Raw genomic sequence first — 24198 nt, forward strand, 5'->3', positions numbered from 1 at the left:
TTCGGCGCCACCTTCATGGTGAGAATGACGGAATTCAGGCGCGCAGCGTGCCTGGCCTGAAATCGGAAGTGAAATTCCCAACTGCACCTTAGATTCATGGAAATCGACTCCAAGAACTGGCAAATCCTCGACGCGCTCCAGCAGGACGCGCGCACCTCGCTGACGGCGCTGGCGCGGCAGGTGGGCTTGTCCGTGCCCTCGACCTCGGAGCGCGTGAAGCGGCTCGAGGAGGCCGGCGTGATCGAGGGCTACCGCGCGGTGGTCCCGCCGCGCAAGGCGGGCTACACGGTAACGGCGCTGATCGGCATCACGACCGCGCAGCCCGACAAGGCCCGGCTGCTGAAGCTGCTCGACGGCCGGCGCGAGGTGCTCGAGTGCTTTCACGTCACCGGGCAGGATTCCTATGTGCTGAAGGTGGTCGCGCGGGACATCGAGCATCTCGAGGCCTTCGTGAGCAGCATCAACCACCTGGGCGAGACGCGCACATCGATCGTCATGTCGGTGCCGATCCCGGCGCGCGCGGTGGCGGTGCCGGCGGGCGCCGTGCCCGGCTGAGGCGCTGCGGCGCGCTGCGTCAGGCCGCCGCCGCGCCCTGGAGCGGATCGGCCTCGATGCGCATCTTCGGCAGGAACTGCGGGTACTCGCGCTGCATGAAGTCGAGGAGCCCTTCGCGCACGGTGCAGCGCAGGTCGAAGGCCAGGCCCGATGTGGCGGCGGTGCACAGCACGCGAACCTGCATGCTGCGCTCGGTGGCGTCGGTCACGCGCATGTTGAAGAAGCGGCCGTCCCATTCGGGCGCCGCCTTCACGATGCGCTCGACCTCTTCGCGCAGCGGCGCGAGCGGCATGCCGTAGTCGACGTAGACGAAGACGGAGCCCAGCAGCTGCGAGGAATGGCGCGTCCAGTTCTGGAACGGCTTCTCGATGAAGTAGCTGAGCGGCAGGATCAGGCGCCGGTCGTCCCAGATCTTGAGCACCACGAAGGTGCCCGTGATCTCCTCGACGCGGCCCCATTCGCCCTCGACCACCAGCACGTCGTCGATGCGGATCGGCTGGGCCAGCGCGATCTGCAGCCCGGCGATCAGGTTGCTGAACACCGGCTTGGCCGCGAGGCCCGCCACGATGCCGATCACCCCCGCGGAGGCCAGCAGGCTCGCACCCACCTGGCGCGCGCCCGGAAAGGTCATGAGCATCATCGCGCCGCCGGCCACCAGCACCACCGACATGGCCGTGCGCGCGAGCACGCGCGTCTGCGTGAGCACGCGGCGCGCCTGCAGGTTGTCGGCAACGTCGGAGGGATGCTGCGCGAGTACGCCGTCGGCAAAGCCGCTGATGGCCCGCACCGCGAGCCAGGTGGTCGCGGCGATCAGCAGCAGGCCGTTGAAATGCCGCACGCTGCCAAGGAAGCGCAGGTCCTCGGGCGCGGCCTGGAAGATGAGCAGCAGCGCCACCAGCGGCAGCACCAGCCGCGCCGGTGCGTTGCAGTTGACCACCATCGCGTGCACCGCGGGCGCGGGGCGGGTGATGCGTTTCAGCACAAGGCCGCCGATGCGGTGGACCAGGAGAGCGAGCGGGACGGCGACGAGAACGGCAATCCAGGTGCCGAACCAGGGGTGGGCAAGTATCTCTTGGGTCATCAGGCGGGGGTCGTGGCTGCTTCTGTTGTCTCGTCCAGGTGTTGAAGGATGCGCGCCGCGTCGTCGCGCAGCTGCGTCGAGAGTGCCGTGGCCAGGTCGAGCCGGCGCAGCAGCCAGGGGCTGATGTCGTTGTCGAACGGGTCGGGCAGGGGAATCGGGCCGCCCACGGTGGTGGAGCCGGTGCTTTCAGGGAGCGAGGGGCCGGTGGTCGGCGCGCTGCCGATGGCGGCCTCGATGCGCTGCGCGGTGCGCGCGAGCGGGCCTTCGATCTCGGCGGCCGTGAGCCGGTCGCGCCTGAGCACCAGCATCGACTTGACGGCGCTGAGCTGCGCGAGCAGCTGATAGCTGTGCGCCTGCAGGTGTTCGAGCGGCTCGAGCGGCGGCTGCACCGCGCGCGGCTCCGACAGCGAACGCTGCGTGGCCTGCACCAGCGCCGAGAGGCTGTCGTAGGCCTCGCGGCGCGCGAGCCGCCATTCGAGCTCGGGGCTGCTGTCGACGGCCTGCAGCTGGCCGAGGCCGAGCGCCAGCCGTGCATGGCGCGCCTGCGCGGTGAGCGTGCGCGCCACCAGCGCCGGAATCTGCCCGCGCTCCCACGAGGGCAGCACATAGCAGAAGCCCCAGGCCAGCGCGGCGCCGATCAGCGTGTCGGCAATGCGCTCGAACAGCGCGAAGATGGGCGCGGCGCCCACGTTGAGCATGTGCGCCTGCACCAGGCCCAGCACCGTGGCCGCCACCGCCGTGATCAGGTAGCGCCGCACCGCAAAGCTGTGGGCAATGGCCTGCGCCACCGTGAGGATGACCAGCAGCGCGAGCGGCGACGGATGCGCCGAGAGCAGGCCCACCGCGAGCACGCTGCCCAGCAGCGTGCCGGCGACGCGGCTGTTGCGCCGTTCCAGCGTCTGCGAAAGGCTGCCGCGCAGCACCACCACGATGGTCAGCAGGATCCAGTAGTCGTGCGAACCCCAGGGCAGCGACACCGCAATCGTGTAGCCGGCCGCAATGGCCAGGGCCGCGCGAATCGCGTGGCGCAGCGGCGGCGCGTCCCAGCGCCACAGCGCGAGAAAGGGCCGCAGCGACCAGTCGGTCGGGCTCACGAACATCTGCCAGTTGGCGCGCACCACCGCAAGATTGGGCTCGGCATCGCCGCGCGCCATGGCCGACAGGCGCAGCACCTCGTCGTTGATGTGGCCGATGCGGCTGGCCAGGCCGCGCGCGAGCATGGCGGCGTTCGGGCCCGGCAGGCCGTGGCTGGCGATGTGGTCTTCGCCCGAAAGATGGATCGACGCGAGCCGCGGCCGCCGGTCGGCCACCGCCTCGGGCTGGCGGCCCATCAGCAGCGCGTCGCCGAGCGCGGTGGTGTCGTCGGCCAGCTCCTCGAGCACGCGGCGCATCTCGATGAGCGCCTCGGCGTGCGCGGGATGGCTCTTGAGCGCGTCCAGGTCGAGCTCGCTCGCGAGCAGCTGGTCGCGCATCTCGAGCACGATCACCAGCATGGCGGCCAGCCGCTGCCGGCGCGGGGTGCGCGGCGATTCGAGCACGATGTCGCGCGTGGCCTGCAGCTGGTCGGCCAGCGCGGCCTGTTCGCGCAGCAGCCGGCCCAGCAAAGGCGCGGGGGTTTCGCGGATGTCGCTGGTGTCGTCGCGCGGCGTGAACTGGCTGGCCTCGGTGCGCATCAGCGCGGCCAGCGAATACAGCACGTCCGAGACCGACTGCACGCGAAAGCGCGAATTCAGCGCATGGTTGGCGAGCGTGGCCCAGATCACGTAGAGCCCGGCGCCGATGCCGAAGTGCCAGGTGCGCTCGAGCGCCTCGGCCATGCCGCTGGGTGCGGGCGTGGCCATCGAGAAGATCATCGAGAACATCACCGCGATGGCAATGGGGATGCCGCGCTTGCCCCATGCCATCGCCAGGAAGGCGACGAAGGTGGCGGGCACCAGCACCAGGCCCAGGCGGATGGGCGCGGCGTGCAGCAGCTGCACCAGGAAGAACAGCGGCAGCCCGATCAGCGGGGCCGGCAGCATCTGGAAGAACTTGCCGCGGCGCGGGCCGGGCAGGTCGGGCGGGGCCGTGACGATCACGCCCACCGCGGCGGCCGAGGCCGCGACGGCGCCGAGCCACAGGTGCGCGCCGGCCGAGATCACGAGCAGGCCGAGCGCGACGGTGAGGCCGCTGGCGACGTACTGGCTCAGCGCAATGCGCAGCGCCGCACGGAAGCGGAGGGCGGCGCCTGGCCCCTGCATCACTTGGCGGAAGCGTCGCCTTCGGGGGAGCCGCCGCCCGCGGGCGCGTCGCGGCGCACGCGCGTGAGCTTGCGCGGCACGGGCGCGGCCGGTGGGGCGGCGGGAGCGGGCGCCTCGCCGTCGAGCGGCGCGGCCGTCAGGTCGGTCACGGTGCTGCGGGCGTACAGGTCGACCGATTCGTCGGCACCGGGCCGCGCGGCGGCCGACACGGCGCGCACGCGGTCGCTGGCGCGCATCTTGTCGTCGATGCCCGCGAACTTGGAATATTTGGAGAGCAGTGGCACCAGCTGGCCGTAGATGCGCGGTGCGCCGGCCAGGCATTCGCGCTGCTCGAGGAAGTCGGGCTCGCCCGTGAAGTTGCCGATCAGGCCGCCGGCCTCGGTGACCAGCAGCGAGCCTGCGGCCACGTCCCAGGGGTTGAGGCCGGTCTCGAAGAAGCCGTCGGTGAAGCCGGCCGCCACGTAGGCGAGGTCGAGCGCCGCGGCGCCGGGGCGGCGCAGGCCCGCCATGCGGGGCATCATGTCGGCCATGATGGCCAGGTACTGCTTGAAGTTGTCGCCGCTGCGGAACGGAAAGCCGGTGGACACCAGGCATTCGCTGAGCCGGGTGCGCTTGGAAACGCGGATGCGGCGCTCGTTCATGTAGGCGCCGCGGCCCTTGGTGGCGGTGAACAGGTCGTTGCGGCTCGGGTCGTAGATGACCGCCTGCTCGATCTTGCCGCGCACCGACAGCGCGATGGACACGCAGTAGACCGGAAAGCCGTGGATGAAGTTGGTGGTGCCGTCGAGCGGATCGATGATCCAGACGTAGTCGGAATCCTTGGCGCCATGCTCGGTGCCCGATTCCTCGGCCAGGATGCCGTGCCCCGGATACGCGCCAAGCAGCGTTTCGATGATGACCTGCTCGCTGGCGTGGTCGACTTCGGTGACGAAGTCGTTGACCTGCTTTTGCGAGATGCGCACGGCCTCGACGTCGAGGGCGGCGCGATTGATGATGGCGCCGGCGGCGCGTGCGGCCTTGACGGCCACATTGAGCATGGGATGCAGGTTGGGGGACGACATTCTGGATTGTGGGAAGAACGGTGGGATAGGTCCCCTGGGGGCGACCCTGCGGTCCGGCGATGCGGGCGGCGAGAATCAAGCATTTTACCGGCTCCGCCGCCTCGTGTCTCCCAACCCCGCCATGCGCACCCGTTTCATCCTGATCCAGACCAGCCACGCCGGCAATGTGGGCGCCGCCGCCCGCGCCATGAAAACCATGGGTTTCGACGACCTGGTGCTGGTCGCGCCAAGGTGGGCCAACGTGCTGCGGCGCGAGGAAACCATCCAGCGCGCAAGCGGCGCCCTCGACGTGCTGACCAATGCCCGCATCGTCGAAACGCTCGACGAGGCGCTCGACGGCGTCACCCACCTGTGCGCCACCGCCATGATCCCGCGCGACTTCGGCCCGCCCACGCGCACGCCGCGCGAGCACCTGGAGCCGCTCGCCAAGCAGGGCGAGCAGCACGTGGCCTTCCTGTTCGGCTCCGAGCGCTTCGGCATGCGCAACGAAGACGTCTACCGCTGCAACGTGGCGCTGAGCATCCCGACCGATCCGAAGTTCGGCTCGCTCAACCTTGGGGCCGCGATCCAGGTGGTGGCCTACGAATGGCGGCTTGCGCTGGGCGGCTACGAGGTGCGCGATGCCACCGCGCCCATCGAGGCGGCCGATGCCAAGGCGGTGGCCGGCATGCTCGAGCACTGGGAGCGTTCGCTGGTGGAGATCGGCTTTCTGGACCCGGCGGCGCCCAAGAAGCTGATGCCGCGGCTGCAGCAGCTGTTCAACCGCGCCCAGCCCACGCCGGAGGAGATCCACATCCTGCGCGGCATCGCCAAGGCCATGGCCGATGCGGCGCGCGGACCGCGCAAGGGCTGACAAAACCCCATCGGCGATACGCGAAGACGGCCGGCCTTAGACTTCGCGGCCCTATCGATATAACGACAACAAAGGCTGCGATGTTCTCTCGATTGCGCGCCGACATCCGGTGCATCCTCGAACGCGACCCGGCCGCGCGCAGCGCCTGGGAAGTGATCACGGTCTATCCCGGCTTCCATGCCGTGGTGCTGCACCGCTGGGCGCACGCCTGTTGGACGCACGGCTTCAAGTGGCCGGCCCGCTTCATCGCGCACGTGGCGCGCGGGCTCACGGGCATCGAGATCCATCCGGCGGCCAAGATCGGCGAGCGGGTGTTCTTCGACCACGCAATGGGCGTGGTGGTGGGCGAGACCGCCGAGATCGGCGACGGCTGCACCATCTACCAGGGCGTGACGCTGGGCGGCACCTCGCTCTACAAGGGCACCAAGCGGCATCCGACGTTGGGCAAGAACGTGGTCGTGAGCGCGGGCGCCAAGGTGCTGGGCGGTTTCCTCGTCGGCGACGGTGCGAAGATCGGCAGCAACGCGGTGGTCATCAAGCCGGTGCCGGCGGGCGCCACGGCGGTGGGCATTCCCGCACGCATCATCCCGTCGAAGGCCGGCGAGAGCGCCGATGTGGCCGCGCCGCAGAAGTTCTCCGCCTACGGCATCACGCAGGAGGACGACCCGCTGAGCCAGGCGATGCGCGGGCTGATCGACAACGCCGCAGGCCAGGAGCACCAGATCGCGCTGCTGTGGCAGGCCATCGAGAAGCTGTCTGCGCATCCCGGCACCAAGGACTGCGTACCCTGCGACGCGGCGCGTGATGAGAGCTTCGAGGCGGAGAAGCTGACGCAGCTGATCGGGAAGTGACGGTTCAGGTTGCTTGTGTTCGGGCGCTCTTGTTCAGGGCGCGTGCACAGGCCACCGGGTACTCCCCTCCGCGAATGTCCCCCGGGGCTACGCCCCTCCTCCTTGATTTCGCTGCGGGGAGCACCCGATGCCCTGTGCACGAGGGCACGCTCGTTGTGCATCGCTGAACTACATCACCCTCAAGCCGAACGCTTCGCGGACGCGCTGTGCAGCGACCCATGCACATGCCCCGCATGCTGCCCGAAAGGCTCGGCCGCGGGCGCGGCGGTGTCCAGCTCCTGCAGGATGCCGCAGTTGCGTGCTGATTCGGGCCCGCAGCATTGCTGGCGCAGCGCCTTCAGCTGCTTTTCCAGCGTTTTGAGCTCGCGGATGCGCGCGGCCACGTGGCCGATGTGGTCGTCGAGCAGCTGGTTGACCTCGCCGCAGTCTTCGCCCGGCGCATCGCGGAACCTGAGCAGGTTGCGGATCTCGTCGAGCGTCATGTCCAGGGAACGGCAGCGGCGGATGAAGCCCAGGCGCTGCGCATGCTCGTCGTCGTAGATGCGGTAGTTGCCTTCGGTGCGCGCGGGCGCGGGCAGCAGCTGCTCGCGCTCGTAGTACCGGATGGTTTCGACCGGCGTGTTCGCGGCCTTGGCCAGGTCTCCGATTTTCATGATGCGGCAAGATGAATGAGTGGAGGAATGGTCGTTTGACTCTACACCTGCTTCAGGGTTTCCAATGGGATTCATGACGAACCAGAATGCCCTGAAACCGATGGCGCCGCATGCCCACTCCCATGCGCCGGCCGCTCCCGAAACGGCCTGCTGCGGCAGCACGGCCTGCGGCTCGCCGGCCGTTGCCGTGGCCGCTGCCGACATTCCGAAGGGCGCCTTGCTCTTTCGCATTCCCACGATGGACTGCGCGGTCGAAGAGTCCGAGATCCGGCGCGCGCTCGAGCCGGTCGCGGGTGTGCGGGGGCTGCGCTTTCGGCTCGGTGAACGCACCATGGCCATCACGGCCGACGAAGGCGCCTTGCCCGGTGCGCTCGACGCCATCCGCAAGGCGGGCTTCAAGCCCGAACCGCTGAACGGCGCGGCAGGCAGCCCGGCCGATGGTGCGCAGCCGGTGGCAGCCTCTGCAGGCATCGCGGGCATGAGCAGCGGCCTCGTGCGCCTCGTTGCCGCGCTGGTGCTCGCCATCGCGGCCGAGGCCGTTGCCTTTCTCGCACCGGAGGGCGCCGGGTCCATGGCGGCGGAGATGGGGCTCGCGCTCGCGGCCATCGCACTGGCCGGCCTCGACACTTACAAGAAGGGCTTTGCCGCGCTGCTGCGCGGGCGCCTGAACATCAACGCGCTGATGGCCGTGGCGGTCACGGGCGCCTTCCTGATCGGGCAATGGCCCGAGGCCGCGATGGTGATGGCGCTCTATGCCATTGCCGAGCTGATCGAGGCGCGCGCCGTCGATCGCGCGCGCAACGCCATCCAGGGCCTGCTGGCGCTGACGCCCGAACTGGCCGAGGTCAGGCAGCCCGATGGCCGCTGGAAGACGGAGAAGGCCGATGCGGTGGCGCTCGATGCCGTCGTGCGCATCCGGCCCGGCGAACGCGTGCCGCTGGACGGCGTGGTGACCGAAGGGGCGAGCGCCATCGACCAGGCGCCGGTCACGGGCGAGAGCATTCCGGTCGACAAGGCGGTGGGAGACGCGGTGTTCGCAGGCACCATCAACCAGACGGCCGCGCTCGAATTCCGCGTCACCGCGGTGGCGGCCAACACCACGCTCGCGCGCATCATCCATGCGGTCGAAGAGGCGCAGGGCACGCGCGCGCCCACGCAGCGCTTCGTCGACCGGTTCGCGGCCGTCTACACGCCCGCGGTCTTCGTGCTGGCCATTGCCGTGGCGCTGCTCACGCCCTGGCTCATGGGCTGGAGCTGGACCGAGGCCATCTACAAGGCGCTGGTGCTGCTGGTCATTGCGTGCCCGTGCGCGCTGGTCATCTCGACGCCCGTCACGGTGGTGAGCGCGCTGGCCTCGGCCGCGCGGCGCGGCATCCTGATCAAGGGCGGCACCTATCTCGAAGAGGCGCGCAGGCTCAAGGCCGTGGCACTCGACAAGACCGGCACCATCACCGAAGGCAAGCCGAAGCTGGTCGCATCGCGCCTGCTCGACCCCGCGGCGGATGAAGCCGCGATCTTTGCCATTGCCGCGAGCATCGCGGGCCGCTCCGACCATCCGGTGTCGAAGGCCATTGCCGACGGGCTGAACCGCGAGCACCAGCCGGTCGGCGGCTTCACGGCCTTGCCCGGACGCGGCGTGCAGGCCGTGCACGAAGGCCGCAGCTATGTGCTTGGCAACCACCGCCTGATCGAAGAGCAGGGGCTGTGCAGCCCCGCGCTCGAAGCCGAGCTGAAGCAGCATGAGGAAGCGGGGCGCACCGTCACGCTGCTGGCCTCCGGCCAGGCCGTGCTGGCGCTGTTCGCGGTGGCCGACACCATCAAGCCCTCTTCGAAGGCCGCCATGGCCGAGCTGCGCGCGCTGGGCGTCACGCCCGTGATGCTGACCGGCGACAACGCCGCCACGGCCAGGGCGATCGGCCTGCACGCGGGCATCGACGACGTGCGCGGCAACCTGCTGCCCGAGGAGAAGCTCGATGCCATCAAGACGCTGCAGCAGCGCCACGGCATGGCCGGCATGGCGGGCGACGGCATCAACGATGCGCCCGCGCTTGCGCAGGCCGACATCGGCTTTGCGATGGGCGGCGCCGGCACCGACACCGCCATGGAAGCGGCCGACGTGGTCATCATGAACGACGACCTGCGGCGCCTGCCCGAAACCATCCGCCTCTCGCGCCATGCGCATGCGGTGCTGTGGCAGAACATCACGCTCGCGCTCGGCATCAAGGCCGTGTTCTTCGTGCTCGCGGTGTTCGGCAGCGCCACCATGTGGATGGCGGTGTTTGCCGACATGGGCGCCAGCCTGCTGGTGGTGGCCAACGGATTGCGGCTGATGCGCGCACCGAAGGGCGGCTGAGGAACGGCGCCCGCGCGGCGTTGCGGACGAGGCGCCCGAACAAAACTAACATCGGGTGCTTCGCTCACCCCAGGCCACCGCTTCCATGTCCGCCACTTCGCTCCTGCTGCAACTCATCGTCATCCTGAGCACCGCGCGCATCTGCGGCTGGGTGCTGCGCCACGTGGGCCAGCCCGGTGTGGTCGGCGAAATGGCGGCGGGGCTCATGCTGGGGCCGGTGGTCATGGGCGCGCTGTTCCCTTCGCTGCATGCGCAGCTTTTTTCGAAGAGCCATCTCGAAGGCCTGTCTTCGCTCTCGACGGTGGGCCTGGTGCTCTTCATGTTCGTGGTGGGCCTGGAGCTGCGGACCACGCAGGGCGTGCGCGCGCAGCTGAAGGCGGCGGGCTATGTGGGCGCGCTCAGCGTCATCGTGCCGATGGTGCTGGGGCTGGCGATCTCGCCGGCGCTGCATCCGGCGCTGGCGCCCGCGGGCGTGGGCTTCTGGCCGTTCGCGCTGTTCATGGCCGCGGCGCTGTCGATCACGGCCTTTCCGGTGATGGCGCGCATCCTGAAGGACCGCGGCCTCACGCGCACGCCCTTCGGCCAGCTGTCGCTCGGCGCCGCGGCCGTGGTCGACGTGTTCGCCTGGATCCTGCTGGCGCTGGTGGTGGCGCTCGCGGGGGCGGGAGAGGGCTACGCGGGCCTTTTGAAGACCACGGCCGGCGTGGCCGTGCTGCTGGCCGTGCTGTTCTTCGGGCTGAAGCCGGCCTTCGCATGGATCCTGCGCACGCGCGCACCCGACGGCGAACCGTCGACCACGGTCATGGCCTCGCTCATGATCGGCCTCCTGGGCTGCGCGATGGTGACCGAATGGCTGCACCTGCATGCCGTGTTCGGCGCCTTCCTGTTCGGCGCCTGCCTGCCGCGCGACGACCGCCTGCTGAGTTCGCTCACCGAGCGCATCGAGCCGATCTCCATCGTCGTGCTGATGCCGCTGTTCTTTGCGCTGGCCGGGCTCGGCACCACCACCCATGCCTTCTCGGGCGCGAGCATCGGCGCCATGCTGCTGATCGTGGCGGTGGCCACCATCGGCAAGCTGGCCGGCGGCGCCATCGGCGCGCGCATGGCGGGCTACGGATGGCGCGACAGCCTGGCCACCGGTTCGCTGATGAATGCGCGCGGGCTGATGGAACTCATCGTGATGAAGATCGGGCTGGATGCCGGCCTGATCGGCCCCGAGCTCTTCACCATGCTGCTGGTGATGGCGCTCGTCACCACCGCGATGACCGGGCCGCTGATCAACCTGGTGATGGGGCGCGCCAAGGCTCCCGCCGTGGCCGAAGAGGCCGAGGCGCGCGCCAAGCCCTGATGCGACGTCAGCGCGCGAGCGGCACCGCGAAGCCGATGCGGGTTTCGCCGTTCGCACTGGAGGCGAACACGCGCCCGCCATGCATGCGCGCAATGGCCTCCACGATCGAGAGCCCCAGGCCGTGGTGGCGCGCCGACCGGTCCCGTGCGGGATCGGCGCGGTAGAAGCGCTCGAACAGGCGCGGCAGCGTCTCGGCCGCAATCGGTTCGCCGCGATTCACGACGGTGAGCGTGGCCTCGTTCGGTTCCGTGCCGATCTCGATGCCGATGCAGGACGCCGGCGCCGCGAAGCGGATCGCATTGCCCAGCAGGTTGGAAAGCGCACGCCGCACCAGGGAGGCATCGACGTCGGCCACGGCCTCGCCGGTGACCGTGGCGCGGAGCCCGGCTTCCTCGAGCATCGCTTCGTGGAAGTCGATCACGTCGCGCGCCTGCGCGGCCAGGCTGGTGCCGGCCTTCACGCGCAGCGGCGCACCGCGCTCGGCCTGCGAGAGAAAGAGCATGTCGGTGACGATGCCCGAGAGCCTGCCGACCTCCTCGAGATTGGAGGCCAGGACGGCCTGCAGCTCGTCGTTCGGCCGCGGGCGCGACAGCGCGAGCTCGGTGGTGCCGATCAGGTTGGCGAGCGGTGTGCGCAGCTCGTGCGCGACGTCGGCATTGAACGATTCGAGCTGCACATAGGCCTTCTGCACGCGCAGGAGCAGGGCATTGAACTGCGTGATCCACGGGTGCAGTTCGCGCGCGAACGCCGAGGCGTCGATGGGCTGGTTGATGTGGTCCGGCGTCAGCGCCGCGGTGCGCCCGGCCAGCGCTTCCAGTGGCCGCAGCCCGCGCCGCACCAGCTGCGCGCCGGTCAGCGAGACCAGCAGCGTGCCCAGCACGGCGGCCGCCAGCAGCGTCCATGCAAGGCGGCGCAGCAGCACCACGTCCCGTGCCACGTCGATGCCGATGCGGATCGAAAGCGGCGTGCCGCCGCCCGCCTGGCCGCCCCATGTGTGCACGAAGTCGCGCTGGAGCCAACGCCCGCCTGCGGGCGGCTCGGAGCGGAAGAACACGCTGCCGTCGGACTGCCGCGCGATCGACAGGCGCACGTCGTCCTGCAGCGAGAAGAAGTCCTCGAGCTTGTGGCGCAGGAAGGAAAGGTCGCCGTCCTTCTCGCCTTCCTCGAGCAGGTGCCGCACCAGCTGCGCCTTGTGCTCGAGCTCGCCGTCCTGCTTTTCGCCGAAGCTCCACGCCGTCACCAGGTAGACCGCGAGACAGGCCACGCTCAGGCAGAAGAAGGCCTGCGCGGCAAACCAGGAGGTGAGCCGGTTGCGGATCGAGTGCGGCCGTGCCGGGCTCACGACCAGGAACGATCCTCGAGCACGTAGCCCATGCCGCGCACCGTGTGCAGCAGCTTGACCTCGAACGGGTCGTCGATCTTGCTGCGCAGGCGGCGGATGGCCACCTCGACCACGTTGGTGTCGCTGTCGAAGTTCATCTCCCACACCTGCTCGGCGAGCGTGCTGCGCGAAAGTATCTGCCCGCGGCGGCGCAGCAGCACCACCAGCAGCGTGAACTCCTTGGCCGTGAGGTCCAGCCGCGTGCGGTTGCGAAAGCACTTGCGGCTGGCCAGGTCGAGCTCCAGGTCGGCCAGCCGCAGCACGGTGGACTCCTGCGGCTTGCCGCGGCGCAGCAGCGCCTGGATGCGCGCCAGCAGCTCGGAAAAGGAAAAGGGCTTGACGAGGTAGTCGTCGGCGCCTTGCTGCAGGCCGTTGACCCGGTCCTCGACCTTGTCGCGCGCGGTGAGCACCAGCACGGGCACGTTGCTGGTGCGCCGGATCGCCTGCAGCACCGCGAAGCCGTCGATGCCGGGGAGCATCACGTCGAGCAGGATCAGCGCGTAGTCGCCCTCGGTGGCGAGGTAGCGGCCTTCGATGCCGTCGCGCGCGATGTCGACCACGTAGCCGTTCTCTTCCAGGCCCTTCTTCAGGTAGTCGCCCAGCTTGGGCTCGTCTTCAATGACCAGAATTCGCATCGACGGATGTTAACGATGGGGCAGGAGCGCAGGAGGTTACGAATTCGTAATGAGAGCGACGGGCAAAAGCCCGCACGCCTGTCGTACATTGCGCCGCAACCTGCAAACCGCAGGGGCATTGCAGGCCCGCATGCCATGTGCCGCCGATATACTTTTTGCTCCATGCGCCGCTGGCTCCTGATCTTTCTGCTGCTTGTGCTCCCGTTCCAGTTCAGCTGGGCGGCCTCGGCCGCCTATTGCCAGCACGAGCGCGACGCGCAGCCAGGCCACTGGGGCCATCACGAGCACGCACCGGACCGCAGCGCAGACGGTTCGCGCACCGACGATGCGCAGAAGAGCTCCGGCACCCAGCCCAATGCCGTGCTCGGCGATTGCGCCGCCTGCCACCTGGGGCAGGCGCAACACCTGCCGCCGGCGGCCGATCGCGCGCATGCGTCCTTGCCCGTCGGGCAGGCGCTGCGCGCCATGCCCGCCGAGCATTTCATCTCGCACATCTCCGAAGTGCCCGTGCCTCCTGCGTGGCCTCTCGCCCTTTGATTCGGCGAGAGAACAAGCACCCCCACCCTTGATACCCGACATCAGCCGCTGAGCCCTCTCGCCGAATTCGTCCGCCCGTTGTTTTGCAACCCAGGAGAATTCGATGCGCACGCTCTTCGTGCCGCTGGCCGTCATGGCCTTGGCGGTGCCCCCGGCATTTTCACAACCCGCTGCCGGTTCCAACCCTTCGCCGATCCGGCACACGGCCGCGGCAACGGCGGAGCCCGCCGGCCCGCTGGACCTGCGCAGCGCGCTCGCGCTTGCGCTGCGCTTCAATCCCGGGCTCTCGTCCGCCTCGCGCGAGCGCGAGGCCGGCGATGCGGCCGTGCTGCAGGCCGGTGCCTGGCCCAATCCGGTGTTCGACGCGCAGGTGGAAGACCTGCGCCGCGGCAACCGCACCACCACGCTGCAGCTGAGCCAGCCCATCGAGCTGGGTGGCAAGCGCGCGGCCCGCGTGACGGCGGCCGAGCGCGCGCGCGACCAGGCCGCCTCGGCGCTGCTCGCGCGGCGCTCCGAATTGCGCGCATCGGTGATCACGCTGTTCTTCGAGCTGCTGGCCGCGCAGGAGCGCCTGCGCCTGGCGCAGGATTCAGTCGGGCTTGCGGAGACGGCCACCCGCGCCGCCGCCAACCGCGTGGCGGCCGGCAAGGTCTCGCCGCTGGAAGAAAGCCGCGCGCGCGTGGCCGAGGCCGGCATCCGCGTCGAGCTGCTGCAGGCCGAAGGCGCGCTGCGTTCGGCGCGCCAGCAATTGGCCGCGCTCTGGGGCAACCCGAACCCGCGATTCACGCAGGCGGACGGCGCGCTCGACCGGCTGCCGGCCGATGCTGCTGCGGCGGATGTGGAGGGCCGGTTCTCCGCGGCGCCGGTGTTGCGGCAGGCGCGGCTCGAGGTGGAGCGGCGGCAGGCGCTGTCGGACCTGGAGCAGGCCCGGCGCGTGCCCGACGTCACGGTGTCGCTGGGCGCCAAGCGCGTGCCGGCCGATGAGGGCATGGGCAGCGGCAGCAGCCGCAACCAGGTCGTGGTGGGCCTGTCGGTGCCGCTGCCGATCTTCGACACCAACCGCGGCAATGTGGCCGAGGCGCTGAGCCGCGAAGAGAAGGCGCGCGACGAGCTCGCCGCGGCCGAGCTGCAACTGGGCGCCGACGCGGCGCGGGCCACCGAGCGCCTGCGCTCGGCGCGCGCCACTGCCCTGACGCTGCAGCGCGATGCGCTGCCCGGCGCCGAAGCCGCCTACAAGGCCGCCGCCAGGGGCTTCGAGCTCGGCAAGTTCAGCTTTCTAGAAGCGCTCGATGCGCAGCGCACGCTGTTCCAGGTGCGCAACCAGCACCTGCTGGCCGTGGCCGAGGCGCACCGCGCGGCCGCCGAGCTCGACCGGCTGCTCGGCATCGACGCCGATGAAGAAACCCCTGATGCGGCACCCGCCGTGCGCTGACAAGGAATGCACCAATCATGAACACCGAAGAAGAACGCAAGCCTTTCGCCGAGCGCATCGGCAGGAAGCAGTGGATCGCCATCGCGGTCGTGCTGGCGCTAGGCCTGGGCGCCGGCGCGATGATCCTGCGCACCGCGCCGCCCGCGCCCGAAGCGGCGGGGCATTCGGAAGCCGAGGGGCATGCCGATGGCGAGCACCATGAGGAAGGCAAGGCCGAGGGCAAGGACGAGCACGGCCACGGCCACGGCGAAGCCAAGGGCCATGCCGCCGAGGAGCACAACGAGGAAGAAGAGAAGAAGATCGCCTTCACCGACGCGCAGATCCAGGCCGCCGGCGTGGCGATCGAAAGTGCCGGCCCGGCGCGCATCAAGACCACGCTGCAGTTGCCCGGCGAGATCAAGTTCAACGAAGACCGCACGGCCCACGTGGTGCCGCGCGTGGCGGGCGTGGTCGAGAGCGTGCCGGCCAACCTCGGGCAGGAGGTCAAGCGCGGACAGGTGCTGGCGGTGCTCTCGAGCCCGACGCTGTCGGAGCAGCGCAGCGAGCTTCGGTCGGCACAGCGCCGGCTCGAGCTGGCCCGCACCACCTACCAGCGCGAGAAGAAACTCTGGGAAGAAAAGATCTCGGCCCAGCAGGACTACCTGCAGGCGCAGCAGGCCATGCAGGAGGCGCAGATCGCCGTGGCCAATGCGAACCAGAAGCTGCTGGCGCTGGGCGCCGCGCCCGCCTCTTCGGCCCTGGGCCGCTACGAGTTGCGCGCGCCCTTCGACGGCATGGTGGTCGAGAAGCACATCTCGCTCGGCGAATCGGTGAAGGAAGACGCCAGCGTCTTCACCATTTCCGATCTCTCGACCGTGTGGGCCGAGATCAGCGTGGCCGCCAGCAACCTGAACCTGGTGCGCGTCGGCGAGCCGGTGAGCATCCGCTCCAGCGCGTTCGAGCAGGCGGCCAGCGGCACGGTGTCCTACGTCGGCTCGCTGATCGGCGCGCAGACGCGCACCGCCACGGCGCGCGTCACGGTGACGAACCCGCAGCGCATCTGGCGGCCCGGGCTGTTCGTGAATGTGGAGCTGGTCTCGTCGGAGATGGAGGCGCCGGTGACGGTTTCGGCCGACGCGGTGCAGGCGGTGGAAGACAAGCCCACCGTCTTCCTCAAGGTGCCCGGCGGCTTCATTCCGCAGCAGGTGCAGACCGGCCGCAGCGACGGACGGCGCATCGAAGTGTTGAGCGGCCTGAAGCCCGGCGCGGCCCATGCCGCGAGCGGCAGCTTCGTCGTGAAGTCGCAGCAGGGCAAGAGCTCTGCCACCCACACCCACTGAGGACGCCGCATGTTCGAACGAGTCATCCGGTTTTCCATCGAGCAGCGCTGGCTGGTGCTGCTGGCCGTGCTGGGCATGGCGACGCTCGGCGTCTTCAGCTACCAGAAGCTGCCGATCGACGCGGTGCCAGACATCACCAACGTACAGGTGCAGATCAACACCGCCGCGCCCGGCTATTCGCCGCTCGAGGCCGAGCAGCGCGTGACCTATCCCATCGAGACGGTGATGGCCGGCCTGCCGGGGCTGCAGCAGACCCGGTCGCTCTCGCGCTACGGCCTGTCGCAGGTGACGGTGATCTTCGAAGACGGCACCGACATCTACTTTGCGCGACAGCTCGTGAACGAGCGCATCCAGTCGGCGCGCGGGAGCATGCCCAGCGGCATCTCGCCGGTGATCGGGCCGATATCGACCGGGCTCGGCGAAATCTATCTCTGGACCGTGGAGGCCGAGGAGGGCGCGAAGAAAGCCGACGGCAAGCCCTACACGTCCACCGACCTGCGCGAGATCCAGGACTGGATCATCAAGCCGCAGCTGCGCAACGTGAAGGGCGTGACCGAGATCAATTCCATCGGCGGCCATGCCAAGGAGTTCCAGATCGCGCCCGACCCCGCCAAGCTGCTGGCGCACGGCCTCTCGATGGCCGACCTGGTCAGCGCACTGGAGCGCAACAACGCCAACGTGGGCGCGGGCTACATCGAGAAGCGCGGCGAGCAGTACCTGATCCGCGCGCCGGGCCAGGTCAAGTCGGTGGAGGACATCGGCAACGTGATCCTCGCGAGCTCCAGCGCGAGCGCGGCCGGCATGCCGCTGCGCGTGCGCGACGTGGCCGAGGTCGGCATCGGCCAGGAGCTGCGCACGGGCGCTGCCACCGACAACGGCCGCGAGGTGGTGCTGGGCACGGTGTTCATGCTGATCGGCGAGAACAGCCGCACCGTCTCGCAGGAGGTCGATAAAAAAATGCAGCAGATCAACCGCACGCTGCCCGCGGGCGTGAAGGCCGTCACCGTGTACGACCGCACGGTGCTGGTCGACAAGGCCATTGCCACGGTGAAGAAGAACCTGTTCGAAGGCGCGGTGCTGGTGATTGCGGTGCTGTTCCTGTTCCTCGGCAACATGCGCGCGGCGCTGATCACCGCGCTGGTGATTCCGCTGTCGATGCTCTTCACCTTCACCGGCATGGTGAACCAGAAGGTCAGCGCCAACCTCATGAGCCTGGGCGCGCTGGACTTCGGCATCATCATCGACGGCGCGGTGGTGATCGTGGAGAACTGCGTGCGGCGCCTCGCGCATGCGCAGGCCAGGCACGGGCGGGCACTGACGCGCAGCGAGCGCTTCCACGAGGTGTTCGCGGCCTCGCAGGAGGCGCGGCGGCCGCTGCTGTTCGGCCAGCTGATCATCATGGTCGTGTACCTGCCGATCTTTGCGCTCGCGGGCGTGGAGGGCAAGCTGTTCCACCCGATGGCCTTCACCGTGGTGATTGCGCTGCTGGGCGCGATGATCCTGTCGATCACCTTCATTCCCGCGGCCGTGGCGCTCTTCATCGGCCACAAGGTGAGCGAGAAGGAGAACCGCCTGATGCAGTGGGCCCGGTGCGGCTACGAGCCGCTGCTGGCGCGCGCGATGGCGGCCAGGCCGCTGGTCATCACCACGGCGGTGGTGGCGGTGCTGCTCTCGGGCCTGCTGGCGACGCGCCTGGGCACGGAGTTCGTGCCGAGCCTGGGCGAAGGCGACTTCGCCATCCAGGCGCTGCGCATTCCGGGCACCAGCCTCACACAGTCGGTCGAGATGCAAAAGCAGATCGAACGCACGCTGAAGGCGAAGTTTCCGGAGATCGAGCGCGTGTTCGCGCGCACCGGCACGGCCGAGATCGCGTCGGACCCGATGCCGCCGAACATTTCCGACGGCTACATCATGCTGAAGCCCGAAGACCAGTGGCCCGTATTCCAAGGTACATCGCGCCGCACGCGCGACGAGCTGCTGGCCGCCGTGCAGCAAGAAGTCGAGAAGCTGCCGGGCAACAGCTACGAGTTCTCGCAGCCGATCCAGCTGCGCTTCAACGAACTGATCTCGGGCGTGCGCAGCGACGTGGCCGTGAAGATCTTCGGCGACGACATGGAGGTGCTGAACAAGACCGCGGCCGAGGTGTCGGAAACCTTGGGCAAGATTCCCGGCGCGGCCGAGGTGAAGGTCGAGCAGACCACGGGCCTTCCGATGCTCACGGTGAACATCGACCGCGCCAAGACCGCGCGCTACGGCCTCAACGTGGGCGACGTGCAGGACGCGGTCTCCATTGCGGTGGGCGGCCGCGAGGCGGGCACGCTGTTCGACGGCGACCGGCGCTTCGGCATCATCGTGCGGCTGCCCGAGAACCTGCGCACCGACCTGGAGGCGATCAAGCGCCTGCCGCTGGCGCTGCCCGTGGGCGCGGGCGCGCAGGCCCCGCAGCGCGCCAGCTTCATCCCGCTTGGCGAAGTCGCCACGCTGGAGCTTGCGCCGGGCCCGAATCAGGTGAGCCGCGAGGACGGCAAGCGGCGCATCGTGGTGAGCGCCAATGTGCGCGGGCGCGACCTCGGCTCCTTCGTGGCCGAGGCCGAGGAAGCGATGCGCAAGGTGCGCATTCCGCCGGGCTACTGGACGGCCTGGGGCGGCCAGTACGAGAACCTGGCCTCGGCCGCCGAGCGGCTGCAGGTGGTGGTGCCGGTGTCGCTGCTGCTGGTGTTCACGCTGCTGTTCGCGATGTTCGGCAACCTGAAGGACGGGTTGCTGGTGTTCACCGGCATTCCGTTTGCGCTCACGGGCGGCATCGTCGCGCTGTGGCTGCGCGGCATTCCGCTGTCGATCTCGGCGGCGGTGGGTTTCATTGCGCTGTCGGGCGTGGCGGTGCTCAACGGGCTGGTGATGATCTCGTTCATCCGCAAGCTGCGCGAAGGCGGGCTGCCGCTCGACGCGGCAATCCGCGAAGGCGCGCTCACGCGGCTGCGGCCGGTGCTGATGACCGCGCTGGTCGCATCGCTGGGCTTCGTGCCGATGGCCATCGCCACGGGCACCGGCGCCGAGGTGCAGCGGCCGCTGGCCACGGTGGTGATCGGCGGCATCCTGTCATCGACCGTGCTGACGCTGCTGGTGCTGCCGCTGCTCTACCGCATCGCGCACCGGCGCGATGCGGATGAGGAAGAGGCCGGCCCGCTCAGCGCCTGATGGCCGACTTGGGCCGGAAGGCCTTGCAGACCGTGTCGTCCGTTTCGAGGTACGGGCCGCCGATCAGGTCGATGCAGTAGGGCACCGCCGCGAAGATGCCGGGCACCACCTGCACGCCTTCGGTGTCCTTGAGCCCTTCGAGCGTTTCCGCGATCGACTTGGGCTGTCCCGGCAGGTTGATGATCAGGCTTTGGTCGCGGATCACCGCCACCTGGCGCGACAGGATCGCGGTGGGCACGAAGCGCAGGCTGATCTGGCGCATCTGCTCGCCGAAGCCGGGCATTTCCTTGTGGGCCACGGCCAGCGTGGCTTCGGGCGTGACGTCGCGCAACGCCGGGCCGGTGCCGCCGGTGGTCAGCACCAGCGAGCAGCCGGCGTTCACCAGCTCGATCAGCGTGGCGCTGATGAGGGCCGCTTCGTCGGGAATCAGCCGGGCCTCGAAATCGATCGGATTCTTGAGCGCGCGGGCCAGCCATTCCTTCAGCGAGGGCAGGCCCTTGTCCTCGTAGGTGCCGCTGGAGGCGCGGTCGCTGATGGAGACGATGCCGATGCGGACGGGGTCGGGCGTGGTCATGCGTCCTCTTCCCGGTCCTGCGCGGCTGCCGCCGCCGCATGGTCCGCACCACCGTGCACCGCAAGCTGCGCGCGCACCAGCTGGAAGATCTCGCGGTAGGCCTTGCCCTGGCGCGGCGCCTCGCCGGCCGGCCCGGCCTTCAGGTCCTTGCGGGCCTGGCGCACCAGGGCGCGCAGCTGCTGGGAATCGGTGGCGGGGTGGGTTTCGATCCAGCCGCCCAGCGCATCGTCGTCGGCAATCAGCCGGTCGCGCCAGCGCTCGGCCTCGTGCAGCGCGGCGGTTTCGGCCGCGGGCACGCTGTTCTGCTCGGTCAGGGCGAGCTTCACGGCTTCGAGTACTTCGGGTTCGAGCTTGCGCATCAGCTTGCCGATGAACTGCATCTGCCGCCGCTTGCCCTCGAAGTTGGTGATGCGCTTGGCCTCGGCGACGGCGTCGACCAGTTTTTCGCCCAGCGGCAGCGCATCGAACAGGCCGGCGCGCAGGCCGAGCAGTTCGGTGCCGAGCTTTTGCAGTTCATCGCTTTCGCGCTTGAGATCGGTGCGGCTGGCTTCGTCGGTGCCCTTGAGCTCGCGCTTGAGCTCCAGGTCGAGCTCGCTGCCTTCGGCAACGAACTGGCCACGGACGAAATAGCCTTTTTTGGGTTTGCGGGACATGGGGTGGATTCTGGGCCGCACCGTGCGGCGTTGCAACGCGTGCAATGCGCAACGGAAAGCCGGGACAAAACGGGATATGGGGGGCGCAAGTATCATAGCCACCACATGACGACATCCTCCTCGCGCGCCGATTCCGGCTTCGCCTACAGCCGCTCCTTCTTCGAAAACCTGGTCGACACGGCCCTGGCCCACGCCAGGAAGCTCGGTGCCACCGATGCCGGCGCCGAGGCCTCCGAGGGCTGCGGCCTCAGCGTCTCGGTCCGCAAGGGCGAACTCGAGAACGTGGAGCGCAACCGCGACAAGTCGCTCGGCATCACGGTCTACGTGGGCCACCGCCGCGGCAACGCCAGCACCTCCGACTTCTCCGAGGCCGCCATCGCCCAGACCGTGCAGGCGGCCTACGACATCGCCCGCTTCACCGCCGAGGACCCGGTCAGCGGCCTTCCCGACGAGGAAGACATCGCCAAGGAGCACCCCGAGCTCGACCTGTTCCATCCCTGGAGCGTGACCAGCGAAGAAGCCGCCCGGCTCGCGCTCGAATGCGAAGAGGCGGCGCTCTCGACCGACAAGCGCATCACCAACAGCGAGGGCGCAGGCGTCTCGGCCCAGCAGAGCCACTTCTTCAGCGCCCACACGCACGGCTTCCGCGGCGGCTACGCGAGTTCGCGGCATTCGATCTCGGTTGCGCCGATCGCCGGCAAGGGCGACGACATGCAGCGCGACTCCTGGTACAGCTCCATGCGCTCGGCCGGCGAGCTGGCCAGTCCGCAAGCCGTGGGCCGCTATGCCGCCGAACGGGCGCTGAGCCGGCTCAAGTCGCGCAAGATCAAGACCACCGAATGCCCGGTGCTGTTCGAGTCGCCGCTGGCCGTGGGCCTGCTGGGCGGGCTGGTGCAGGCCGTGAGCGGCGGGGCGCTGTACCGCAAGAGCACTTTCCTGCTCGATTCGCTCGGCAAGCCGGTGCTGCCCAGGCACGTCGACGTGGCCGAAGACCCGCACATCCTGCGCGGCAAGGGCAGCTCGCCCTTCGACGACGAAGGCGTGGTGACCCGTGCACGCAAGGTGGTGGACGCGGGCCGGCTCGAAGGCTACTTTTTGTCGACCTATTCCGCGCGCAAGCTGGGCATGAAGACCACCGGCAACGCTGGCGGCTCGCACAACCTGACGCTGAGCTCGCGCCTCACCCAGCCGGGCGACGACCTCGACGCCATGCTCGCCAAGCTCGGCACCGGCCTCTTCGTGATCGAGCTGATGGGGCAGGGCGTGAACTACGTGACCGGCGACTACTCGCGCGGCGCGAGCGGCTTCTGGGTCGAGAAGGGCAAGATCGCCTTCCCGGTGCATGAGATCACCATTGCCGGCAACCTCAAGGACATGCTGATGGGCATCGAGGCCATCGGCGCCGATGCCTACACCTTCGGCGCCAAGACCACGGGTTCGGTGCTGGTCAACCGCATGAAGGTGGCCGGCAGCTAGCCGGCCGGCGCATCCATCAGACGATGCGCACCGACAGCTTCGGCAGGCCGTCGATGTGGATCTCGATCACATCGCCGCGCACCACCGGACCCACGTTCTCGGGCGTGCCCGAATAGATGATGTCGCCGGGCATCAGCTCGAAGGCCTGCGACAGGCGGCTGATCTGCTCGGCCACCGACCAGATCATGTGCTTGAGCGTGGCGTTCTGTTTGGTCTGGCCGTTCACCTTGAGCCAGATCGCGCCGTCGGTGTAGTGGCCGACCTTGGCCACGGGATGGATCGGCCCGATCGGCGCCGAGCGGTCGAAGCTCTTGCCGATCTCCCAGGGCTTCTTCTGGTCGCCCATCTCGCGCTGCAGGTCGCGCCGGGTCATGTCCAGCCCGAGCGAGTAGCCGTAGACCAGGTCCAGCGCATCCGCCGCCGCGATGTTGCGCCCGCCCTTGCCGAGCGCGACCACCAGTTCCACCTCGTAGTGGTAGTTCTTGGTGAGCGAGGGGTACGGATGGTCGGCCACGGTGCCGGGCGTGACGACCTGGATCGCGTCCGCCGGTTTCTGGAAGAAGAAGGGCGGTTCGCGGCTCGGGTCGGAACCCATCTCGCGCGCATGGGCCGCATAGTTGCGGCCGATGCAGTAGATGCGGCGCACCGGAAACGCCTGCTCGCTGCCGACGATCGGCACCGTGGCCTGTGCGACCGTGAAGGGCGTGGGCGCCGGGCGCGATGCGCCGCCGGCCGGCAGCGCGCAGCCGGCCATGGCGCTGGCGGCCACGGCGGCGGAGCCGGCCAGCAGGCCGCGTCGTGAATTGGACATGGTCTTTGTCTCCTGGATCTTTGATGAAAGGCGATGAACGCCGGCCGCAGCCGGCCGGGCCATTCTGGAGCGCGCCGCGGCGGCGCTTGCGCACGCATCTACGCAAAAACAGGACGAAAGCAACACCGTCCCGCCTGTCGGGGCGGCCCTGGGCGAGGGGCTTACCATCGCGCCATGTCGTCGGCTCTTCCATCCAGCAGCTTGCGCCTCTATGGCATGCAGGAGCGCGCGAACCACCTCGACTTCGACATCCGCTTCGAAGGCGCGCGCGACGTGCTCGCGCGGCCGCACCGGCACGAGTACTTCCAGATCCAGGTGAGCATCCACGGCGGCTCGCAACAGGTAGTTGGCGGCGCGGTGCGGCCGTTCACCGCGGGGCACCTGAGCTTCGTGCTGCCCTACCGCGTGCACGTGGTGCCGCATCCGCCCGGCGCGCGCTATGCCATCGTGAACTTCGACCAGGGCTTTCTCTGGCCCGAACTCGCGGTCGAGGCGCTCGACCTGGAGGAGGTGCCGGCCGCGCGCCAGCCGGAGCTCGCACCCTTCCTGTTCCAGGAATACATGGACTTCCACTTCGGCGATGCCGATTTCGCGCGCATCCTCGGATGGCTCGATGAGCTTGCCGCGCTGAACCGCGAGCGGCGCTTCGGTGCCGTGGGTGCGATCCGCGGCATCCTGCTGCAGTTGATGGCGCTGGCCTGCCACCGGCACGAGGCGCCGCTCCTCGCGCAGGCGGCGCTGCAGAGCGGCCGCAGCGCGGGCCACGATGCGCTGCAGCGCGTGATGCGCTACGTGCGCGAGCACCTGGCCGAGGAGATGTCGCTCAACGACGCCGCGGCGGCCGCCATGCTGTCGCCCAACTACCTCGCGCACCTGCTCAAGAAGCAGACCCAGCGCACCTTCACCGAACTCGTGACCGAGCGCCGCCTGGAGCGCGCGAAGGAACTGCTGGTGACCTCGAACGCCCGCATCGGCGACATCGCGCGGCAGTGCGGCTTCGGCGACGCCGTGTACTTCAGCCGCCGCTTCAGGCTGCAGAGCGGCGTCACGCCGCGGCAGTTCCGCAGCCAGGCGGATGCCGGGCTGGCGGCGGCGGCGGCGCCGCCGGACCGGAGCCGCCGGGCCGACAGCCTCCCTTCACCGTCGCGTAAGTCCTAAGTCCTATAGGCATTCGCCGCGCGCAGACT

20 protein-coding genes are annotated in these 24198 nt (G+C 69.3%); 11 read left to right on the top strand and 9 right to left on the bottom strand.

Annotation, left to right across the window (positions count from 1 at the left end):
• The first annotated feature begins 96 nt into the window (after positions 1–96).
• Positions 97–555: an Lrp/AsnC family transcriptional regulator gene (locus AC1DSC_RS19940; RefSeq protein ID WP_012748664.1), complete on the top strand. Its 459-nt coding sequence runs from the start codon at positions 97–99 to the stop codon at positions 553–555.
• Between the two features lie 19 nt (positions 556–574).
• Here the strand turns inward: AC1DSC_RS19940 and AC1DSC_RS19945 are convergent, their stop codons facing one another.
• The 3 genes from AC1DSC_RS19945 to AC1DSC_RS19955 are packed head-to-tail and all read right to left on the bottom strand — an operon-like array spanning position 575 to position 4937.
• Positions 575–1636, bottom strand: a complete 1062-nt coding sequence (locus tag AC1DSC_RS19945; RefSeq protein ID WP_012748663.1) for a mechanosensitive ion channel family protein — start codon at positions 1634–1636, stop codon at positions 575–577.
• Entirely contained in the window at positions 1636–3876 is a 2241-nt protein-coding gene (locus AC1DSC_RS19950) for an FUSC family protein (RefSeq protein WP_012748662.1), read from the bottom strand. Before AC1DSC_RS19950 ends, AC1DSC_RS19945 begins: the two co-directional genes overlap by 1 nt.
• Entirely contained in the window at positions 3876–4937 is a 1062-nt protein-coding gene (locus AC1DSC_RS19955; protein ID WP_012748661.1) for an inositol monophosphatase family protein, read from the bottom strand. Before AC1DSC_RS19955 ends, AC1DSC_RS19950 begins: the two co-directional genes overlap by 1 nt.
• Before the next feature lie 121 nt (positions 4938–5058).
• Here AC1DSC_RS19955 and AC1DSC_RS19960 point away from each other — a divergent pair, with 121 nt between their 5' ends.
• The gene (locus AC1DSC_RS19960) at positions 5059–5790 is read left to right on the top strand and encodes an RNA methyltransferase (protein ID WP_012748660.1); all 732 of its coding nucleotides are present in this window, start codon (positions 5059–5061) and stop codon (positions 5788–5790) included.
• Positions 5791–5870: 80 nt separating this feature from the next.
• Positions 5871–6641 (top strand): serine O-acetyltransferase, encoded by a 771-nt coding sequence (cysE, locus tag AC1DSC_RS19965; RefSeq protein WP_012748659.1) that lies wholly within the window; start codon positions 5871–5873, stop codon positions 6639–6641.
• 179 nt (positions 6642–6820) lie between these two features.
• Here cysE and cadR read toward each other — a convergent pair whose 3' ends face one another.
• Complete coding sequence (gene cadR, locus AC1DSC_RS19970) at positions 6821–7294, bottom strand: Cd(II)/Pb(II)-responsive transcriptional regulator (RefSeq protein WP_012748658.1); 474 nt, start codon at positions 7292–7294, stop codon at positions 6821–6823.
• A gap of 73 nt (positions 7295–7367) precedes the next feature.
• Here cadR and AC1DSC_RS19975 point away from each other — a divergent pair, with 73 nt between their 5' ends.
• Together AC1DSC_RS19975 and AC1DSC_RS19980 are read left to right on the top strand one after the other, a co-directional pair.
• The gene (locus AC1DSC_RS19975) at positions 7368–9647 is read left to right on the top strand and encodes a heavy metal translocating P-type ATPase (RefSeq protein WP_080515774.1); all 2280 of its coding nucleotides are present in this window, start codon (positions 7368–7370) and stop codon (positions 9645–9647) included.
• Positions 9648–9732: 85 nt separating this feature from the next.
• Positions 9733–10995: a cation:proton antiporter gene (locus tag AC1DSC_RS19980; RefSeq protein ID WP_369663144.1), complete on the top strand. Its 1263-nt coding sequence runs from the start codon at positions 9733–9735 to the stop codon at positions 10993–10995.
• A gap of 7 nt (positions 10996–11002) precedes the next feature.
• Here the strand turns inward: AC1DSC_RS19980 and AC1DSC_RS19985 are convergent, their stop codons facing one another.
• Positions 11003–12337, bottom strand: coding sequence for a heavy metal sensor histidine kinase (locus tag AC1DSC_RS19985; RefSeq protein WP_012748655.1), 1335 nt, complete (start codon positions 12335–12337; stop codon positions 11003–11005).
• Positions 12334–13011 carry a heavy metal response regulator transcription factor gene (locus tag AC1DSC_RS19990; protein ID WP_012748654.1) on the bottom strand — a complete coding sequence of 226 codons (678 nt, stop codon included), beginning with the start codon at positions 13009–13011 and terminating at the stop codon, positions 12334–12336. Before AC1DSC_RS19990 ends, AC1DSC_RS19985 begins: the two co-directional genes overlap by 4 nt.
• A gap of 162 nt (positions 13012–13173) precedes the next feature.
• Here AC1DSC_RS19990 and czcI point away from each other — a divergent pair, with 162 nt between their 5' ends.
• The 4 genes from czcI to AC1DSC_RS20010 all read left to right on the top strand — a co-directional run bounded on the left by czcI (position 13174) and on the right by AC1DSC_RS20010 (position 19497).
• On the top strand, positions 13174–13548 hold the full coding sequence (gene czcI / locus AC1DSC_RS19995; RefSeq protein WP_012748653.1) for a cation efflux protein, CzcI family: 375 nt from the start codon (positions 13174–13176) through the stop codon (positions 13546–13548).
• Positions 13549–13651: 103 nt separating this feature from the next.
• Positions 13652–14980: a TolC family protein gene (locus tag AC1DSC_RS20000; RefSeq protein ID WP_012748652.1), complete on the top strand. Its 1329-nt coding sequence runs from the start codon at positions 13652–13654 to the stop codon at positions 14978–14980.
• A 17-nt stretch (positions 14981–14997) separates the two neighbouring features.
• Complete coding sequence (locus AC1DSC_RS20005) at positions 14998–16299, top strand: efflux RND transporter periplasmic adaptor subunit (protein WP_012748651.1); 1302 nt, start codon at positions 14998–15000, stop codon at positions 16297–16299.
• 9 nt (positions 16300–16308) lie between these two features.
• Positions 16309–19497, top strand: coding sequence for a CusA/CzcA family heavy metal efflux RND transporter (locus tag AC1DSC_RS20010; protein WP_012748650.1), 3189 nt, complete (start codon positions 16309–16311; stop codon positions 19495–19497).
• Here the strand turns inward: AC1DSC_RS20010 and mog are convergent.
• Both mog and yjgA read right to left on the bottom strand, forming a co-directional pair.
• Entirely contained in the window at positions 19487–20071 is a 585-nt protein-coding gene (mog, locus tag AC1DSC_RS20015) for a molybdopterin adenylyltransferase (RefSeq protein WP_012748649.1), read from the bottom strand. The genes AC1DSC_RS20010 and mog overlap by 11 nt on opposite strands.
• The gene (yjgA, locus tag AC1DSC_RS20020) at positions 20068–20724 is read right to left on the bottom strand and encodes a ribosome biogenesis factor YjgA (protein WP_012748648.1); all 657 of its coding nucleotides are present in this window, start codon (positions 20722–20724) and stop codon (positions 20068–20070) included. Before yjgA ends, mog begins: the two co-directional genes overlap by 4 nt.
• 105 nt (positions 20725–20829) lie before the next feature.
• Here yjgA and pmbA point away from each other — a divergent pair, with 105 nt between their 5' ends.
• Positions 20830–22200, top strand: a complete 1371-nt coding sequence (gene pmbA / locus AC1DSC_RS20025) for a metalloprotease PmbA (protein WP_012748647.1) — start codon at positions 20830–20832, stop codon at positions 22198–22200.
• A 16-nt stretch (positions 22201–22216) separates the two neighbouring features.
• Here the strand turns inward: pmbA and AC1DSC_RS20030 are convergent, their stop codons facing one another.
• Complete coding sequence (locus AC1DSC_RS20030; RefSeq protein WP_012748646.1) at positions 22217–23011, bottom strand: fumarylacetoacetate hydrolase family protein; 795 nt, start codon at positions 23009–23011, stop codon at positions 22217–22219.
• 174 nt (positions 23012–23185) lie between these two features.
• On the opposite strand from AC1DSC_RS20030, the gene AC1DSC_RS20035 reads away from it, so the two are divergent.
• Positions 23186–24169, top strand: a complete 984-nt coding sequence (locus AC1DSC_RS20035; protein ID WP_049826095.1) for a helix-turn-helix transcriptional regulator — start codon at positions 23186–23188, stop codon at positions 24167–24169.
• The last annotated feature ends 29 nt before the right edge of the window (positions 24170–24198 follow it).

Source organism: Variovorax sp. 01N425 (genome assembly GCF_056399465.1).